Origin of the sequence: Micromonospora sp. DT227 (assembly GCF_049841835.1) — a bacterium.
In the GTDB taxonomy this organism is placed as follows: domain Bacteria; phylum Actinomycetota; class Actinomycetes; order Mycobacteriales; family Micromonosporaceae; genus Micromonospora.
This window is the reverse complement of the sequence record NZ_JBNCLA010000001.1, coordinates 1306708-1323217: the sequence shown is the minus strand read 5'-3', so window position 1 is coordinate 1323217 and position 16510 is coordinate 1306708. Positions and strand designations below refer to the sequence as shown.

Sequence of the window (16510 nt, the reverse complement as noted above, 5' to 3'; positions counted from 1 at the left end):
AAAGGTTTACATCGGGCAGCTAACGGTGGGTCATCCCCCCGGAACATAACGAGTTCGACACCATCGTCGACCGGGCCGCACCCCACCACCCGGATGATCTTCCATTGTGGATCTCACTACACTCGCCCGGTGATCAACAAGAGACGATCGACGGCCGTCCTGTGGGGACTGCTGGCGGTGATCGCGCTGATCGGTCCGAGCCCCGCCGGGGCCGACGACGAGACCACCGAACCCGCCGCCGAACCACCCAAGGTCGAGCTGGTGCTCGACGTCAGCGGCTCGATGCGGGCCCGCGACATCGACGGGCGCAGTCGGATCAGCGTCGCCCAGCAGGCGTTCAACGAGGTGGTCGACGGCCTGCCCGACGAGACGCAGCTCGGCATCCGGGTGCTCGGCGCCACCTACCGGGGCAAGGACAAGAAGCAGGGCTGCCGGGACACCCAGCAGATCGTGCCGGTCGGCCCGGTGGACCGGGCCCAGGCCAAGGCCGCCGTCGCCGGGCTGCGACCCACCGGTTTCACCCCGGTCGGGCTGGCGCTGCGCTCCGCCGCGCAGGACCTGGGCACCGGCAGCACCGCCCGCCGGATCGTGCTGATCACCGACGGCGAGGACACCTGCGCCCCGCCCGACCCGTGCGAGGTGGCCCGCGAGCTGGCCGCGCAGGGCACCCGGCTGGTGGTCGACACGCTCGGCCTCGCCCCCGACGAGAAGGTACGCCGGCAGTTGCTCTGCATCGCCGGCGCCACCGGCGGCACCTACACCGCGGCGCAGAGCGCCGACGAGCTGACCGGCCGGATCAAGCAACTCGTCGACCGGGCCCGCGACACGTACACGGTCACCCCGGCGGTGGTCGGCGGCGCGGCGGCCTGCGCGGACGCGCCGCTGCTCGCGCCCGGCGTCTACACCGACCGGGAGGCGTTCTCCGAGCACCGCTGGTACCGGGTGCCGGTGCGCGCCGGGCAGGAGCTGCGCGCCTCGGTCAGCATCGGGCTGGACCGGCCGGTGAACCCGGACTACGGCGTGCTGCTGCGGGCCACCGCGCCGGACGGGCGGGAACTGGTGCGCGGCGTCGACGCCGGCAGCGGACGTACCGACGTGGTCTCGGCCGGCCTGCGCTGGTCGGCCGCCGAGGAGGAGGACGCGGCGGGCCCGACGCCCACCCCGAGCGCGACGGCGACGGCCCGGACCGTCTGCCTGGTGGTCAGCAACTCGTTCGCGGCCCGCGCCGGCACCCGCGCCGAACCGGGCATGCCGGTGGAGCTGACCGTGGACGTGGTCGCCGCCTCCCCCGCCCCGGACGGGCCGGACCTGGGCCGCGGCTGGGCCCTGCTGCTCCTGCTCACCCTGGCCGGTCTCGTCACCGGCCTGGTCGCCGGGCTGCTCACCCGCTGGTGGGTCGCCACCTGGAGGGAGAACTGAGGATGCGTACCCTCATCCGCGTCGCCGCGGCGACCGCCGCCGCCGGCCTCGCGCTCACGCCCGGCGCCGCCCTCGCCGCGCCGAGCCCGTCCCCGGGCGCGACCACCGTGACCAAGGCCGGCACCTCGTTCCTCACCGCCACGACCATCACCGCCGGCCAGCCGGTACGGGTCGGCGCCTCGACCGGCGACCACCTGTACTGGTCGTTCCGGGCCGAGGCCGGGCAGGTGCACGAGGTCGGCGTCACGGTCACCTTCGGAAAGCCGCGCACCGGTTCGTCCACCTGGACGGTCGACGTGTTCGACGGGCTGCGTCGCCGGCAGGCGTGCACGGCCGGCGCGCAGACCCCCACCGTGGACGCGGCAGCGACCGGCGTGACGCTCGGCTGCACGCTGCGCCGGGTGCGGCCGTGGGCCGAGCCGTGGTCCGGCGACCCGCTGCCCGGCACCTACTACGTCCGGCTCTCCGTCACCGACCTGCCCGAGCCCGACCTGGGCCTGCCGATCGAGGTGGACCTGCTGGCCGGCGCGACCGACTCCGGCGGCGCGTCCGGTGACGACGGTGAACTGGCGGCGCCACTGGTGCCGAACACGCGGGCCGGGACGGTGCTGACCGCCGAGCCGACGCCGGAGCCGGCCGCCGAGGAGGAGACCGACCTGACCGGCTGGCTCCCCGAAGCCGGCTCGCGCTGGGTGTGGACCAGCGTGGGCGGGGTGCTCGCCGCCGTGGCCGGCGTGGTCGGCTTCGCCCTCACCCGGCGGCCCCGCCGCCGCTGAGACCGCGACCGGTGGCCGCCGCGAACCCGACGCGGCGGCCACCGGAAGCGCGAAAATCAGACCGTACGGGAACCGCGCGGCACCCAGCCGATGAACCGGTCCTGCAACGCGGTGACCGGCGCGGCACGCAGGTCGTGCGTGGCAGCCGCCAGGCAGGAACCGAGATAGACGCTCAGCGACGCCCGGTCCACCTGGTACTCGATCAGCAGGTTCCGGCGTTTGGTGGCACAGGGCCAGTCTTCGCCGCACGAGCCGCAGGTCCAGTCGGGCGTCACGGGGACGTGCTCGCCGGACCGTGGTTCCGACGCCTCCACACAGGGGGCCATCGGCCACTCCTTCCATCGATGTCGATGACGCTGCCTCCCCCCACAACGTTCCTTCAGCGCCACACTGCGCTCCGCCGTTACGGTACGGTCACCGCGTGTCCCCGTCACCCACTGACGCACGTGCGTGACCTGTTGCCGTCCACCGTGGCGGTGGCGGTGGCCGGTCCGGCCGACTGGTCCGGAACGCTGCTGCCGGCCGAGCGGGCCGGCCTGGGCGACCGCGCGGTGCCCCGCCGCCGACGCGACTTCACCGCCGGCCGGACGTGCGCCCGCCGGGCGCTCGCCGCGCTCGGCCTGCCGGTCACGCCGCTGCCCACCGGCGCGGACCGCGCCCCGGTCTGGCCGGCCGGCGTCGTCGGGGCGATCACCCACACCCAGGGCTACTGCGCCGCCGCCGTCGCCCGCGCCACCGACGTGCGCGCGGTCGGCATCGACGCCGAGCGGCACCGCCCGCTCCCCCCGGGGGTACGTCGGAAGGTGTGCCGCCCCGACGAGGAGGCGGACCTGGTCCGGCTGCCGTCCGGGCTCCCCTGGCCGACCGTGCTGTTCAGCGCCAAGGAGACCGTCTACAAGGTCTGGTACCCACTCGTCGGCACCTGGTTGGGCTTCCCGGACGCCCGGCTCACGCTCGACCCCGACGCGGGCACGTTCCGCGCCGAGATCGCGCCGGCCCGGCTCGCCGCCGCCCCGGTGCCCGATCCGCCGTCATCGATCACCGGACGGTTCGCGGTGGACGACGACCTGATCCGTACCGCCGCCGTCCTGGCACGTCGGTGAGGGCCGGACGGCGGCGTTGTAGCCGGCTTGTACCGTCGTCCCGACTGAAATCTCCTCCGAAGGTGCCAAGGAGTACGGTGAGCCACCCTCAGCCTCCGTCCGGGTCACAGGACCCGGACCAGCAGCCGCAGGAACCGCCGACGCAGGCGTTCCCCACCGCGCCGATGCCGCCGGTGTCCGGCAGCCCCTGGGCGCCGCCGCCGACCTCGGACGCGCCGACCGCCCCCATCTCGGGCGCGCCCCACCCGCCGGTCTCCGGGCCGCCCCAGCCGCCGACCCAGGCGTTCCCGCCGGCCCTGGCCACCGAGGCGTTCCCGTCCCAGCCGACCTCCGGCGCGCCCCAGCCGCCGACCGAGGCGTTCCCGCCGGCCCCGCCGGCCTCGCCAACTCAGGCGTTCCCGCCGTCCCCGCCGACCCAGGCCTATCCGCCGGCGCCGTCGACCCAGGCGTTCCCGCCGCCACCGTCCACCGAGGCGTTCCCGCCGGCGCCACCAACGTCGGGTGCGCCGTACCCACCGGGTGGGGCGTACCCGCAGGCGGGCGGTTACCCGCAGGCAGATGGCTACCCGCAGGCGGAGGGTTACCCGCAGGCAGGTGGCTACCCGCAGGCGGAGGGTTACCCGCAGGCAGGTGGCTACCCGCCGCCGGGTGGCTATCCGCCGCCGGGCGGGGCGCAGCCGCCGTATCCGCCCGCGTCGGGCGCGCCGTACCCGCCGCCGGGTGGGCAGTACCCGCCGCCGGGCGGTGAGGCGTACCCGGCGACCGGGCCGTACCCGCCGCCGCCGGGGCAGCCGTTCGGGCCGCCGCCGAAGAAGTCCGGCCGGAACGTCTGGCTCACCGTCGGCATCGTGGTGGTGGTCCTGCTGCTGCTCTGCTGCGGCGGTGGCATCTTCGCGCTCTACAGCGGCGCGAAGAAGACCAAGGAAGCGATCGACACGCTGCCCACCCCGGACATCAGCTACAGCAACCCGATCGATCCCCCGCCGGCCACCGGTGACCCGTCCGTCACCACGCCCCAGCCGGGCACCACCGACGACGAGACGTTCAACATGCCCGCCGGCGACAAGCTGATCGTCAACGACGACGAGGGCACGGTGGAGATCACCGTCGGCAACTTCCGGACCAAGGACACCGCCTGCCGGGAGTACGCGTCCGCCCCGAAGAACGGCACGTTCCTGATCGCCGACGTGTCCGCCGAGGTCACCAAGGGCACCGGCTCGATCAACCCGTTCTTCTTCACCTGGAAGGGCGCGGACGGCACCGAGGAGAGCGGCATCGCCGGCGCGTTCTCCGGCTGCGGCAAGCTGATGACCTCCGGCAACAACCTGCCGGCCGGTTCCAAGCGCAGCGGCCAGCTCATCTTCGACGTCAAGGACCGCAACGGCGTCGTCGAGTACGAGCACCATCTGCGTACCGCCGGGTCCTGGAAGCCCTGACCGGAGCGTGACCCCGCCCGGGGGCCGGTCCCGTCGAGGGCCGGCCCCGGGGGCCGTTCGGTCGGTGCCGCCGAGCCGTTCGGGTCGTTCCGTGTGCGCGTGCCGCCCGCTGTTCGTCAGGCTCGACGGATGGCGAACGAGACCACCATCCCGCTGCTGCCGTGCCGCTCCCTGGACGACGTCGCGCCGTTCTACCGGGCCCTCGGTTTCGAGGTGACGCACCGGCAGGCGCGCCCCAACCCGTACCTGGCGCTGCGCCGGGAGGATCTGAACCTGCACTTCTTCGGCATGCCGGAGTTCGATCCGGCCGCCTCGTACGGTAGCTGCCTGGTCGTGGTGGACGATCCGGTCGGCATCCACCGGGCCTTCGCGGCGGGCCTGCGTGCCGCCTACGGCAAGGTGCTCGTCTCCGGCGTGCCCCGGATGACGCGCCCCCGGCTCCGGCGCAACGCGGACGGGCACACCGGGTTCAGCATCGTCGACCCCGGCGGCAACTGGATCCGGTTCGTGGCCCGAGCCGCCACCCCGGACGCGGACGACGACCGGGCCGGGCTGGCCCGGGCACTGCGGAACGCGGTGGTGCAGGCCGACTCGCGCGGGATGCCCGAGCAGGCCGCCCGGATCCTCGACGGCGCGCTGGCCCGGCCCGACGCCGCCGACGATCCGGCCGTCCACGTCGAGGCGCTCATCTACCGCGCCGAGCTGGCGCTGCTGCTGGACGAGCCGGCGGTTGCGCGTGGGCTGCTGCGGCGGGCCGACGCGGTGCCGCTGGACGAGGCGCTGCGCGGCCGGCTGGCCGACACGCTGCGGCACGCCGCCGACCTGGCCGCCCTACTGCCACCGTTGTAGCCGTTCCCACCGCACCGAGATCTTGGTACGGACCGGCCCCGGCGAGGGCGGTCCCGTACCAAGATCTATGGCGGTGTCGCGGCGGGCCGATCGGCCCGCAGTCGCCGGTCACCGGTCGGGGGTCGGTCGACCGGGTGCCACCGGGGCCCGCCGGTTGTCCGAATCCCGCGACTCGTCGTCGCCGGACGCTGCCGCAGCGTCGATGTGGAGCACACCGATTGACCGCTGGCAATCGTTGCGTACGCAAGCAGACTGTGGTGCGTGACGAACCCATCACCGCAGGTCCCGGGTCCCCGCCCGGCGTATCCCGCTCCGAAACAGTCCTGGTGGCGCCGGCTCTCCAGCGGCGCGAAGGTCGCGGTCGTGGCCTCGGGCGTGCTGGTGCTCTGCTGCTGCGGCGGCGTGGCGATCGGTGCCGGCCCCGACTCCCCCTCGGCTCCGGCCGGGAAGAAGGCCGCGCCGGCCACGTCCGCGACGACCGGTGTCGAGGCGGCGGCGGTCGCCGCGCCGACGACCTCCGTCCCGTCCCCGGCCGCGTCGCCGACCGAGGCGAGCCCGAGCCCGAGCGCGCCGCCGTCGCCCCAGGTCCGGACCACGACCGTCACCGCGACCGCGAAGATCGCCTACCCCACCCGGACCGTCAAGGACGCCACCCTGACGCAGGGCACGAAGAAGGTACGCACGCGCGGCGTCAACGGGGTGCGCACGCTGACCTACCGGGTGACGGTCACCGACGGGGTGCAGACCGCCCGGAAGCTCATCCGTTCCGTGGTCAGCAGGCAGCCGGTGACGCAGGTGGTCGCCATCGGCACCAAGCCGGCGCGCAGATGCGACCCGAACTACAGCGGGGCCTGCGTACCGGTCGCGAGCGACGTGGACTGCTCCGGCGGCAGCGGCAACGGTCCCGCGTACGTCGACGGCCCGGTCCGGGTCGTCGGCAGCGACATCTACGACCTGGACCGGGACGGCGACGGGGTGGGCTGCGACGACTGACGGCTGCTGCCGGGGTGCCGGCGCAGGGGCGCGGGGACGGCTTCCGCGCCCCTATGCTGGGCCGGTGATCATCGCTGACGCCACCGGTTCCTGGGCCGGCACCAACGGTTTCCGGATGTTGCCCGCCGATCCGTTCGCCGAGTCGCCGGCCACGCTGACCGTGACGACCGCTGCCGGCGGTCACCTGACCACCGTGGCGTACGCGTGGGCGCATCCGGACGACGGCCCGCAGGACGGCCTGCTCGTGATCGCCGCCGGGGAGCAGCCGGGTTCGCTGGCCGCCTGGTGGGGCGACTCGTGGCACCAGCAGCCCACCGCGATGACGCTCACCGGCGCGACGGACGCGGCGTCGGCGGTCGAGCTGGCCGCGGAGTACGCCGGCGGGTGGGGGTGGCGGATCACGCTGGACGCCGCCGACCCGTCGACGCTGCGGCTGGTGATGGAGAACGTGGTCCCGGCGGACCAGGCCGGCCCCGACACACCGGCCGGTCCCTACCCGGTCATGGTCACCGAGCTGCGCCGGGCCTGAGGCGGTTCAACCGCACCAGCACCGTGCCGCGTGGCCGCGGAGCCCGCGACGCTCGTAGCGCGGTGACCGGGTCGCCCGCGACACCCGCGACGCGGTGGCCGGGCGGGCAGGCCGGAGCCGGCCGGTCAGCCCCGGTCGTCGAGGATCTCGCGCAGCCGGCGGGCGAACGCCTCCGGCTGGCCGGCGTAGCCGCCCTCCCCACCGACGAAGCCGCCGTGGTGGCTCGGGAAGACCGCCGGCCGCCCGCCGAGCAGCTCGGCCGTCGCCACCGACGTGCGGCCGGTGAACGTGTCCGCCGACTCCTCGCCCACCGCGATGACCAGCCGGGTCGGTGCCACGCGGAGCGCGTCGACGTCGGGCCGGTAACTGGTGACCGCCACGGACCGATCGGAGAGCAGCGGGTCGTCCCGGGAGCCGTCGTCCTCGACCGGCATCCCGAACGCCGCCGGGTCGGGCAGGGGCCGGGCGAAGTAGTCGTCGGTGAACTCGCCGCGCCACGACGTCATGGCCACGAACGCGGCCATCCCGGCACCCCAGCCGTTCTTCTGGTACGCCTCCTGGCAGGCCGCGGTGGCCCGCGCGGCGGCGTCCGCGTCGGGCAGCAGCGTGACGAGTGGCGGCTCGTGCGCCACCAGCGTGCCCACGGTGTCCGGGTACGCCGCGACGAGGGCGAGCGCGGTCACCGCGCCGCCGCTGCTGGCGAACATGTCGACCGGGCCCGTGCCGAGCGCGTCGACGACGGCCCGTACGTCGCCGGCCTGGGTCTCGGGCACGGAGTCGGTCCGGCCGTCCCGGCGCACGCTCCGGCCGAGCCCGCGCGGGTCGTAGGTGATCACGGTCCGGTCCGGGAAGTACGAGGCCAGCGCCGCGAAGCCGTCGGCGCACATCGGCTGGCCGATCATGAACAGCGGCCGGTGCCCGCCGGTGGTGGTGTTCGGGGCGTGCACGTCGTAGACGAGGTCGACGTCGGGTGTCTGGAGTGTGTGCGTGGTCATGCTCCGGTCGACAGTCGTCGGCCCGGAAACTCATCGGTTCGCCGGGATTCCCATGCCGGTGCGGCTGGCGGCGGTGTCCACGCCCACCGCCACCCGTCAGGCGCGGGGACCGTGCAGCCGGTCGTCCGGGGCGGGCCGGACGTCGCCGGCCTCCTCCCCGACGGACGAGTCGCCCTGCTCGACGGACGTGACGTCGTCGAGCAGTTCGTCGACCTCGACCACCGTCGCGTCCGCCTGCGGGGCGGGCTCCGTCGCGTCCGCCGCCGACGCCGGCTTCGCGATCCACTCCTCCCACGACAGCCCGTGCTTCTCCGCCAGGTAGCGGGCGCGGTAGAGCCGGGTCGCGTCCTCGATGGCCGACTGGAGCATGGCGAAGCTGAGCCCGGCGGCGACGAGCGCGCCGGCGATCGGCACGACGTTCGCCAGCCGCGTCCGGACCAGCCGCAGCCCGAGCAGCTTGAAGATCTGCTGGATGACCCGGACGAGAGGGTCCCGGCCCAACTGGGTCCACGTGGCGCGGCGCATCATCTGCTGGGTGAGGCGCGACAGGCTCGCGAGCGCTGCCGTCTTGCTCGCGGACGACGACGCCATGCTGTAGTTCAGGACCCCCATCAGGAACAGCTCCTCCTCGGGGTCCCGTGGGTCGTAGCCGTAGTGGACCGCCACCTCGGCCACCGCCCGGCCGAGCAGTGCCAGCGAGATCACCACGTCCGACGCCACCGCGGCGACCGCGACACCCGCCGTCGTACCGCCGCTGACGGTGGTGCTGACCGTCGCGCCGGTGACCGCGACCGAGGCGAGGCCGGATTCGATCACCCCGACGAAGGGGATCGTCATCGCGGGCCGACCCTTGTCGAGGTCCTTGAGGTCGAGCGAGCCGAACGGCGAGCCGTCGGCCAGATCCGGGTGGTCGCGGCGCAGCCGCTCGGCCCGCTTCGTCAGCGACGCCGAGCGCACGGCCGGCAGGAAGATCGCCCGGAAGCCGCCCTCCAGCGCCTTCATGATGGTGTCGTCGCCGAACTGCATGGTCCTGCCCCCGCCGGGGATCTTCTTGATCTGTTCGCCGGCACGCCTGGTGAGCGATGCGACCTGGCCGACCATGCACGCCGACCCCGATCGCAGTCCGGAAAGGACCACAGCAGGCAGCCTTCGAACGGCGCGGGACCAAGAGGGATTTGCACCCGCCATGCCGGGTGACGTCCGACAAGTCAGTCTGAATAGGAACACGGCGGCGATTGTCATGCACTCTCGCGGTTTTACCGACAGCTACATTTGGGAGCGCTCCTCACGCGGTTTACGCGTCGCCGTCCCCTCACCCCATCGACGTTCACCGAACGGGGGTAGACACAGTGGACTATGCTCACCGGAGATCGCTGGGGGGCGGCGGGTGTGCCGATTCCCCGGATGTCGTGTTCAACGAACCATGAAGGCACCGAATGCGGTGCCCGGGAACGGAGTTCGTCATGAAGCTAGCCCGAAGGATCGGATTCACCGCCAGTGCCGTGGTGGCACTTGTTGCCGCATCCGCGACCCCCGCCCTCGCCGACTCCGGCGACACCATCTACGGATTCTGGCCGAACCGGATCGCGCACGCGACCTTCACCAGCTACGGCGACAAGTTCACCGTCTGGGACGACGAGAGCGACGGGCGGGCCGCGATCGCCTTCTGGCAGGTGGGCAGCCGCAGCGGCCAGTGCGTGAACAGCAACGGCGCGGGCACCTCCAAGACCTGCAACTACGACTTCCCGGAGAACACGACGATCGTCTGGAATCTCACCGCGCAGGGTTGGGCGAACCCCGGCTGCTGCACGGCGATTGTCGGCGGGGAGCAGCGGGACAAGACCTGATCCGAACCGGCGAATGACGCGCGGAAAGCCACCACGGCACCGCCACGCGTTATCTAGTCGGACGGACCGATAAACGATGTGGTGGGGTTGCCGCAGGCAGTGGGATGACGCAGGATCGGCATCCCAACTGTCTGCGGCAACCTCGCCGCTCACCCACTCGCTCTGAACTTCCGCCGACCATTGGCGTCAATGGTGCAGGCGCATCTGCCTTCTCGATACGAACCGGCCGCGGACGGATCGGGTGGAGGCTCGCCCGACGTCAATCAGCCTGCGCGGAACGTGGAGAATCCACCGGCGGCGACAATCAGCCGGTTGCGAATCGGGGCCAGCGACAGAAACGACGCGGTCATGGTCAGCCCACCCCGAGCGCCGCGGCGAGGTGGACGAGCATCGCCGGGGCGCGCGGATCGTGGGCAACCCGGGCGAGGACATCCCGGCCGTCCGGCCGGTGGCGGATCTCGGCCGGCGCGACCCGTTCGGCCTCCACCACGAGCCGGCCGGCGCCGACCGGGTCACCCGCTTGCAGGTACGCCCGGGCGACGTCGATCAGGTACGCGGCCCGATGCTCAACGGTCAGCCACCGCCACCCGTCCCGCGTGATCACCCGCTCGTGCCGGGCCACGGCCTCCGCCGCGTCACTGCGTTCCGCCGCTACCGCGATCCGGACAAGCTCGACCGCCGTCGGCCCGAACCCGGTCCGGTGGTGGTCGTGACCGTCCCCCACCCGCGCCGCCATCCCCGCGGCCTCGTCGACCAGTTCGACGGCGGCCCGATCGTCGCCGTCGCGGGCAGCGGCCAGGGCACCCTGCGCCAGCAGGGCACCGCACAGCGACAACTCCGCCGCGTCGCCGAACTCGACCACCGGCGGAACGATCCGGTACGCGGCAGCCAGCATCACCGCCTTCGCCGTCCGCGCCCGCGACGACGCGCGCAACACCTGACCGAGCTGCACGGCGGAGGCCGCCACCAGGACCCGGTCGCCGGTGGCGGCGCTCATCGCCCGGTCCACCGCCAACCACGCCACATCGGGAGCGCCGAGCTTCACCAGCAACGCCGCCGTCACGCGGTACGCCTCCACCAGCGGGACCCGGCCCCCGCCGGGATCGTGGACGTGGGTGCGCTGCGCGTCGGCCACCACCTGCGGCAGCAGGTCGACCACCTGCGGGTAGCGGGCGCGCTGGAAGGTGGTCCAGGCATGCGCGACCTCCCGCGCCATCCGGTCCGCCGGCACCACCGGGCGGCGGGAAGCCGGCCGTTGCAAGGCGATCTCGTACGTCGACAGCGCCGCCCGGATCCGCTCGACGCCCTCGGCGCGCTCGGTCACCTCGACCGGCCGGCTGTCCGGGCCGAGCAGCACCGCCGTGTCGATCCGCAGCACGGCAGCGATGTCCTGGAGCGTCGACACCTTGTCCAGCGACCGGACGCCGCGCTCGACCTTGTCGACCCAGCTCTTCGACTTGCCCAGCCGATCGGCCAACACCTGCTGCGACAGCTTCCGTCGTCCTCGCCAGTACGCCACCCGACGCCCGACCGGCAACAGCTCAGCGCTGTCCACGGCGCCACCGCCGATCCGGCACGGCCCGGGTGGTCTCCTCGGCCGGTATCCGATCCGCTTCCGCCTGCGCGAGGATCCGTTGCCGCGCGGCCTCACGTTCCGCTGCTTCGATCCGCTCGCCTCGGCTCTCGACTGGGGCGTCCTCGCTCATCCGTCCCTCCGCTGGCAGGGGCGCGGCGGCGTGCTCGTGAAAGGACCGACCGGCCGCACCTGGTTCCAAGCGGGTCATGCCTGACCGACAACGAAGCATCGTGAACCCGCTGGTCACAGCATCGAGTGATCAGGCGGTGACGTTCCAGGAAGAGCGCGTCCGGTCAGTTGTCCATGGACGCGGACAGGCTGCGCACAAGAGCGGACAACCGGCCGGACCGGTTCCGGGCAGCGATCGACCGCGCCCGTTCCACGGACTGAGCTGCGCTGTCCCGCTCACCGACCGCCAGCTGCGCACCGGCGAGATGACACACATAGGTGCCGGTCCAGTCGGCCCAAGCCGAGTCGGCGTCCAGACCGTCGAGGCCGGCGGTCAACAACTCCACCGCCTGCTCGTGCTGCCCCAGCGCGGCTCTGGTGGTGCCGGCCTCCAGGTCGAAGAACGCCCGGTCCCGGTAGTAGTCCCACGGCGGCATCTCGCCCTGGTGTTCCAGGGCGGCGATCGCGCGTTCGTCGGCCGCCACCGCCGTGTCCAACGCCGCCTGCCGGTCATCCGCAAGAACGTATGCGCGAGCAAGTTGGTAGTGGTCGTACGCGAGCTGCCCCGGAGACATCCCCGGCTTGGTCAGCGCCGCCCGGGTCATCCCGAGCAGGGTGCCGGTGTCCCCCATCTGTCCGGCCAGATCGGCGCGAAAGGACAGCACCGTGCCCAGCAGCGCCTCCTGCCCGCCCTCCACGGTCCACTCCAGCGCCTGATTCAGCCAGCGCCGGGACCAGTCGTGATCGCCAGCGGCGATGCCCAACCAACCGGCGAACTGCGCCCACTGCGCAGCCTGATCGACCAGCCGGCCCCGCAGGTCGTCGTGCGCCTCCCGGGCCAGGTGGCTGACGAGATCCAGGTTCGCCCGAACCGCCGGCATGACAGCGGCAGCACCGAGAACATCGTCAAGACGGCGCTGGCTGGCCAGAAGATCCGCGAGCGCGTCGACCGTAGCCGGGTCAGTCCGCGTCGGATGACGAGCGGCGAAGGCAATCCGGTCGGCACTGTCACCCGGCAACTCGGGCGGACGCGCCAACGCGACCAACTGGCCGTCCGCGTGGAGAGCGTCATCCAGTCGTCTCGCCACGTCCTCGCTCGGTCCCCGCCGCGCGCCCTCCAGGTCGTGAAGCTGACTCTTGCTCTGGTACACCACCTGCGCGAGATCGCGGAGCGAGATCCGCGCCTCGGTACGCAGCCGGCGAAGCTCCGCGCCGAAGCGCGGGTCAGCAATGGGCGACACGGCGTACTCCCAGGTAGAGAGCTGGGGCGGCGGCCCCCGCCGGCCTGTACCCCGACGTGCCACCACATCGGACGGTACACCGAGACGCCACGCTAGGTGATGCCGAAGGTTGCCTATGCCCAAGATCCACTTGGCGGAACCCACCGCCATCGGACAAGCGCTCGCCAACCGATCCGGCGCCGTCCTCGACAGCGACCAGATCTCCGCGCAGTCCCGCAAGGAACTAACCCCTGTCGTCTACAGCCTGCGTACCGAGGCATCACCGGCACAGGGACGGGCAGATGAGCGAGGACCAGTACGCCGCAGGGATGAGGTTCATCTTCGAGGCCGGAGTCCTGAAAAGCGCGGCTCGTACCGGCTGGTGGTTCGCCGGGGTCAAGCACCCTGAATCGATCGCCGAACACTCCCACCGCACCGCCCTGATCGGCATGATCCTCGCCGCCCTGGAGGGAGCCGATCCCGCGCGGACCACCATGCTCTGCGTTCTGCACGACACCCAGGAAACGCGCATCACGGATATCGGGGAATGGGAGCGGATGTCGGGTTGGGATCGTCGCCAGGCGGTGATGGCGGTCGTGAACTGGTCGAGTCGTTGCTGCGCGGCAGCGGGCAGGCCGGCGGTGAATCCGACGGTGAAATCAGCAGCTCGCATCTGTCGAGGCTGGCGATCGTGTATGTGCGGCAGTCGACGGTGGCGCAGGTGCGGTTCAACACCGAGTCGACTCAACGGCAGTACGGCCTGGTTGGCACCGCCGCCGAGTTCGGGTGGCTGCCGAGCAGGTCGTCGTGGTCGATGCCGACCTGGGCGTGTCCGGCCGGTTCGGCGCCGAACGCGACGGCTACCGGCAGATCGTGGCCCGCATGTGTATGGGCGAGGTCGGCGCGGTGTTCGGCCTGGAGGTCTCCCGGTTCGGCGCTCGAACGCCGACCTGACCAGGCTGATGGAACTGGCCCGGCTGACCGACACGCTGCTGATCGACACCGACGGCGTATACGACCTGGCCAACGTCAACGACCGCATCCTGCTCGGCCTCAAGGGCCAGATGTCGGAAATCGAGCTCGCCGCGCGCCGGTGGGAGCCGATAGTGGCAATCATCATTGATCAGTGAACTGGTGCCTGACCCGCTAAGCGGTGATCAAGGACTCCGGCGGCCGATGGTCGGGATCAGTACGGCAGCCACTGCGGCGTGCATCAACGCCAGGATCGTCTTGGTGGCGCCGGTCGCCTCGACGGCGAACAGGGGCAGGAAAGATGCGAGCAGCACCAGAATGGCCAGCACGGTCCAGACAAGTGATGCCCGGCGGACCAACCGATCCAACAGCGCACGAACGCCCCAGCCGGCGGCGGAGACGACGAGGGTCAGGGTGGCAGCGAACGGCAGGCTGATAACCCCGGGCGGCCGGCCGTTCCGCGGATCTACGCGCAACTCGATACCCAGAAACTGGGCCGCTGTCCACAGCAGCGCCGTCGCGAGAACGGTACCGCCGACCGCGAGGGCGCCGACGCGCAGCCGTACGGTAGGTGAGGTGGCGGGCGTGGTGGTCATCAGAAACTCCCTCACGGAACAAGGATCGTCTTGCCGCGGATGCGGCCGGACTCGGCATCGCGGTGCACCGAGGCCAGATCGGCGAGCGGACGCGACGCGGCGACATCGACACGAACGGCGCCGGCGTCGACGAGCTTGACCAAGGCAGCGAGGTGGCTGGTGTCGTTGCGGGCCACAAAATGAACCGCCGTCACAGGGGACCCGGCGGGTGCCTTCAGGGCAACGGTGGCGGACACAACAACGCCGCTTGGCCGCACCAGCGACATCAGCGTCCCGGCGTGCCGCGCACTGACCACGACCAAGTTAAGGATCGCATCGACCGGCCGGTCGAACGCGTCACCGAGGGGCGTGGCCGTGTAGTCGACAATTTCGTCGGCTCCGAGTTGGCGAACCACGTCGGTACTGCGCGGGCTGGCCGTGGCGATGACGTGGGCTCCGGCGTGCTTGGCAAGCTGGACCGCGAACCCGCCGACGCCACCGCCCGCGCCGTTGACCAGCACCCGCTGCCCAGACGTGATGCCCGCATGCTCGAGCACCGCCTGCCAGGCGGTGACACCGGCGACCGGGATGGCGGCGGCGTGCGGGAGGGGAACGGCGGTAGGCGCCACAACAACGGTGTCAGCCGCGGCGGTGACGTACTCGGCCGCGGCCCCGCCTGTGTCGAGTCGGCCGATGACCCGGTCACCGACGGCCAGGGTGTGCACGCCGTCGCCGACCTCGACGATCGTGCCGGCGACGTCCCCGCCGAGGGTGTACGGCAGATCCAGAGCAAACACGGAGCGCAGCAGCCCGCGACGTAGCCCGATGTCAGACGGATTGAACGAGGTCGCGGCGACGTGGATCAGCACGTCACCGCGGCCCGGCACCGGGCGTGGAACCTCTTCCTCGTGGATGACCGAGGCGTCACCGTACTGGTGAATTCGCATAGCTCTCACCGTTCGAACCTATGGCGGCGCGCAAAGACGAGCCATGCTTTGTGGTCCTCAATTCATACTTGTTCGTCTCTACCGCGATACTCTGGCCGCGTGGACGTACTCAGCGACGTGATCACGGTCATGCGAGCCGGCCAGCCGCGTTCCGCGCGGGTGGCGTGGCAGGCCCCGTGGGCGCAGCAGTTCGCCTCCGTACCCGGCTCCGCAGGCTTCCAGATAGTCCTGCAGGGACCGTGCTGGCTCATCGCTTCGGACACCGGCCCAGTGCCGCTTGCGGCAGGGGACATCGTGTTCCGGCCGCACGGGCGTGGGCACACGCTGGCCGACAGCCCAACGACGGTACCTGCCGCGCCCGCCTGCGACCCGAACGACCCGCAGGCACTCCAGCGCTACGCCACCGACCTCGTCGGCACCCCCGCCGACCCCAAGGTCCCCGCCACGGTCACCCTGTGTGGTGCGTACGAACTTGATCCGGCCCGCACCCATCCGCTGCTCAACGACCTGCCCGAACTCATCCATCTCCCCGCGCACCTCGGGCGACACCCCGGACTGCGCGCCACCGTGGACCTGCTCGCCACCGAACTAGAACGACCCCGGCTCGGTACCGACGCCATCATTCCTGCACTGCTCGACACCCTGCTACTGCACATCCTGCGCAGCTGGCTCGACCAGAACCCCACGCCCGGGACCGCGACCACCGGCTGGGCAGCGGCACTCAACGATCCGGCCACCACGGCCGCACTACAGGCCATCCACCGCGACCCGGCGCGGCCGTGGACCGTCGCGACGCTCGCCGCCGAAGCGGGCCTGTCCCGGGCGCCGTTCGCCCGCCGGTTCACCACTCTGCTCGGCCAGCCGCCACTGACCTACCTGACGTGGTGGCGGATGACCACCGCCGCCCGACTTCTCCGCCAATCCGATGCGCCACTGAGCGCCATAGCAGGCAGCGTCGGCTATACATCCGAGTTCGCCTTCGCCAACGCATTCAAACGCCAGTACGGGGCCGCCCCCGGCAGATACCGCCGCACTTGATGCCACAACACGGGCATGCCGGAAACGCGCATATCGAGCCCGCACCCGGTGATGTGCCGCAGTGACG

At 72.1% G+C, this 16510-nt stretch carries 19 protein-coding genes and 1 pseudogene; 12 read left to right on the top strand and 8 right to left on the bottom strand.

The window, feature by feature from the left end:
• Window positions 1–129: 129 nt before the first annotated feature.
• Complete coding sequence (locus ACLQ2W_RS06940; protein ID WP_425785687.1) at window positions 130–1419, top strand: VWA domain-containing protein; 1290 nt, start codon at window positions 130–132, stop codon at window positions 1417–1419.
• A gap of 2 nt (window positions 1420–1421) precedes the next feature.
• Window positions 1422–2195 (top strand): peptidase, encoded by a 774-nt coding sequence (locus ACLQ2W_RS06935; RefSeq protein WP_425785686.1) that lies wholly within the window; start codon window positions 1422–1424, stop codon window positions 2193–2195.
• Between the two features lie 56 nt (window positions 2196–2251).
• On the opposite strand, the gene ACLQ2W_RS06930 is transcribed toward ACLQ2W_RS06935, so the two are convergent.
• Entirely contained in the window at window positions 2252–2521 is a 270-nt protein-coding gene (locus ACLQ2W_RS06930; RefSeq protein WP_107157130.1) for a hypothetical protein, read from the bottom strand.
• Window positions 2522–2641: 120 nt separating this feature from the next.
• Between ACLQ2W_RS06930 and ACLQ2W_RS06925 the strand changes: the two genes are divergently transcribed.
• From ACLQ2W_RS06925 to ACLQ2W_RS06905, 5 genes are all read left to right on the top strand, one after another.
• The gene (locus tag ACLQ2W_RS06925; RefSeq protein ID WP_405092323.1) at window positions 2642–3298 is read left to right on the top strand and encodes a 4'-phosphopantetheinyl transferase family protein; all 657 of its coding nucleotides are present in this window, start codon (window positions 2642–2644) and stop codon (window positions 3296–3298) included.
• Between the two features lie 77 nt (window positions 3299–3375).
• Complete coding sequence (locus ACLQ2W_RS06920; protein WP_425785685.1) at window positions 3376–4734, top strand: hypothetical protein; 1359 nt, start codon at window positions 3376–3378, stop codon at window positions 4732–4734.
• A gap of 129 nt (window positions 4735–4863) precedes the next feature.
• A complete protein-coding gene (locus ACLQ2W_RS06915; RefSeq protein WP_425785684.1) occupies window positions 4864–5583 on the top strand; it encodes a VOC family protein in 720 nt (239 codons plus the stop codon).
• A gap of 261 nt (window positions 5584–5844) precedes the next feature.
• Window positions 5845–6576 (top strand): G5 domain-containing protein, encoded by a 732-nt coding sequence (locus ACLQ2W_RS06910; RefSeq protein WP_425785683.1) that lies wholly within the window; start codon window positions 5845–5847, stop codon window positions 6574–6576.
• Window positions 6577–6640: 64 nt separating this feature from the next.
• The gene (locus ACLQ2W_RS06905; RefSeq protein ID WP_425785682.1) at window positions 6641–7105 is read left to right on the top strand and encodes a hypothetical protein; all 465 of its coding nucleotides are present in this window, start codon (window positions 6641–6643) and stop codon (window positions 7103–7105) included.
• Window positions 7106–7230: 125 nt separating this feature from the next.
• Here ACLQ2W_RS06905 and ACLQ2W_RS06900 read toward each other — a convergent pair whose 3' ends face one another.
• Both ACLQ2W_RS06900 and ACLQ2W_RS06895 read right to left on the bottom strand, forming a co-directional pair.
• On the bottom strand, window positions 7231–8100 hold the full coding sequence (locus ACLQ2W_RS06900; RefSeq protein WP_425785681.1) for an alpha/beta fold hydrolase: 870 nt from the start codon (window positions 8098–8100) through the stop codon (window positions 7231–7233).
• 96 nt (window positions 8101–8196) lie between these two features.
• Window positions 8197–9201 (bottom strand): EcsC family protein, encoded by a 1005-nt coding sequence (locus ACLQ2W_RS06895; RefSeq protein ID WP_425785680.1) that lies wholly within the window; start codon window positions 9199–9201, stop codon window positions 8197–8199.
• 362 nt (window positions 9202–9563) lie between these two features.
• On the opposite strand from ACLQ2W_RS06895, the gene ACLQ2W_RS06890 reads away from it, so the two are divergent.
• The gene (locus ACLQ2W_RS06890) at window positions 9564–9947 is read left to right on the top strand and encodes a hypothetical protein (RefSeq protein ID WP_425785679.1); all 384 of its coding nucleotides are present in this window, start codon (window positions 9564–9566) and stop codon (window positions 9945–9947) included.
• Between the two features lie 352 nt (window positions 9948–10299).
• On the opposite strand, the gene ACLQ2W_RS06885 is transcribed toward ACLQ2W_RS06890, so the two are convergent.
• From ACLQ2W_RS06885 to ACLQ2W_RS06875, 3 genes are all read right to left on the bottom strand, one after another.
• Window positions 10300–11502 (bottom strand): helix-turn-helix domain-containing protein, encoded by a 1203-nt coding sequence (locus ACLQ2W_RS06885; protein WP_425785678.1) that lies wholly within the window; start codon window positions 11500–11502, stop codon window positions 10300–10302.
• Window positions 11489–11653: a hypothetical protein gene (locus ACLQ2W_RS06880; protein WP_425785677.1), complete on the bottom strand. Its 165-nt coding sequence runs from the start codon at window positions 11651–11653 to the stop codon at window positions 11489–11491. Before ACLQ2W_RS06880 ends, ACLQ2W_RS06885 begins: the two co-directional genes overlap by 14 nt.
• 163 nt (window positions 11654–11816) lie before the next feature.
• Window positions 11817–12932, bottom strand: a complete 1116-nt coding sequence (locus tag ACLQ2W_RS06875; RefSeq protein WP_425785676.1) for a helix-turn-helix domain-containing protein — start codon at window positions 12930–12932, stop codon at window positions 11817–11819.
• 281 nt (window positions 12933–13213) lie between these two features.
• On the opposite strand from ACLQ2W_RS06875, the pseudogene ACLQ2W_RS06870 reads away from it, so the two are divergent.
• The 3 genes and pseudogenes from ACLQ2W_RS06870 to ACLQ2W_RS06860 all read left to right on the top strand — a co-directional run.
• Window positions 13214–13453, top strand: a pseudogene (locus tag ACLQ2W_RS06870) (HD domain-containing protein); the annotation flags it as partial.
• 244 nt (window positions 13454–13697) lie between these two features.
• A complete protein-coding gene (locus ACLQ2W_RS06865; protein ID WP_425786046.1) occupies window positions 13698–13865 on the top strand; it encodes a hypothetical protein in 168 nt (55 codons plus the stop codon).
• An 8-nt stretch (window positions 13866–13873) separates the two neighbouring features.
• Entirely contained in the window at window positions 13874–14041 is a 168-nt protein-coding gene (locus tag ACLQ2W_RS06860) for a hypothetical protein (RefSeq protein WP_425786045.1), read from the top strand.
• A gap of 27 nt (window positions 14042–14068) precedes the next feature.
• On the opposite strand, the gene ACLQ2W_RS06855 is transcribed toward ACLQ2W_RS06860, so the two are convergent.
• Together ACLQ2W_RS06855 and ACLQ2W_RS06850 are read right to left on the bottom strand one after the other, a co-directional pair.
• Window positions 14069–14479 carry a DUF6069 family protein gene (locus ACLQ2W_RS06855; protein WP_425785675.1) on the bottom strand — a complete coding sequence of 137 codons (411 nt, stop codon included), beginning with the start codon at window positions 14477–14479 and terminating at the stop codon, window positions 14069–14071.
• An 11-nt stretch (window positions 14480–14490) separates the two neighbouring features.
• The gene (locus ACLQ2W_RS06850) at window positions 14491–15405 is read right to left on the bottom strand and encodes an NADP-dependent oxidoreductase (RefSeq protein WP_425785674.1); all 915 of its coding nucleotides are present in this window, start codon (window positions 15403–15405) and stop codon (window positions 14491–14493) included.
• Between the two features lie 99 nt (window positions 15406–15504).
• On the opposite strand from ACLQ2W_RS06850, the gene ACLQ2W_RS06845 reads away from it, so the two are divergent.
• Window positions 15505–16443, top strand: a complete 939-nt coding sequence (locus tag ACLQ2W_RS06845) for an AraC family transcriptional regulator (protein WP_425785673.1) — start codon at window positions 15505–15507, stop codon at window positions 16441–16443.
• The last annotated feature ends 67 nt before the right edge of the window (window positions 16444–16510 follow it).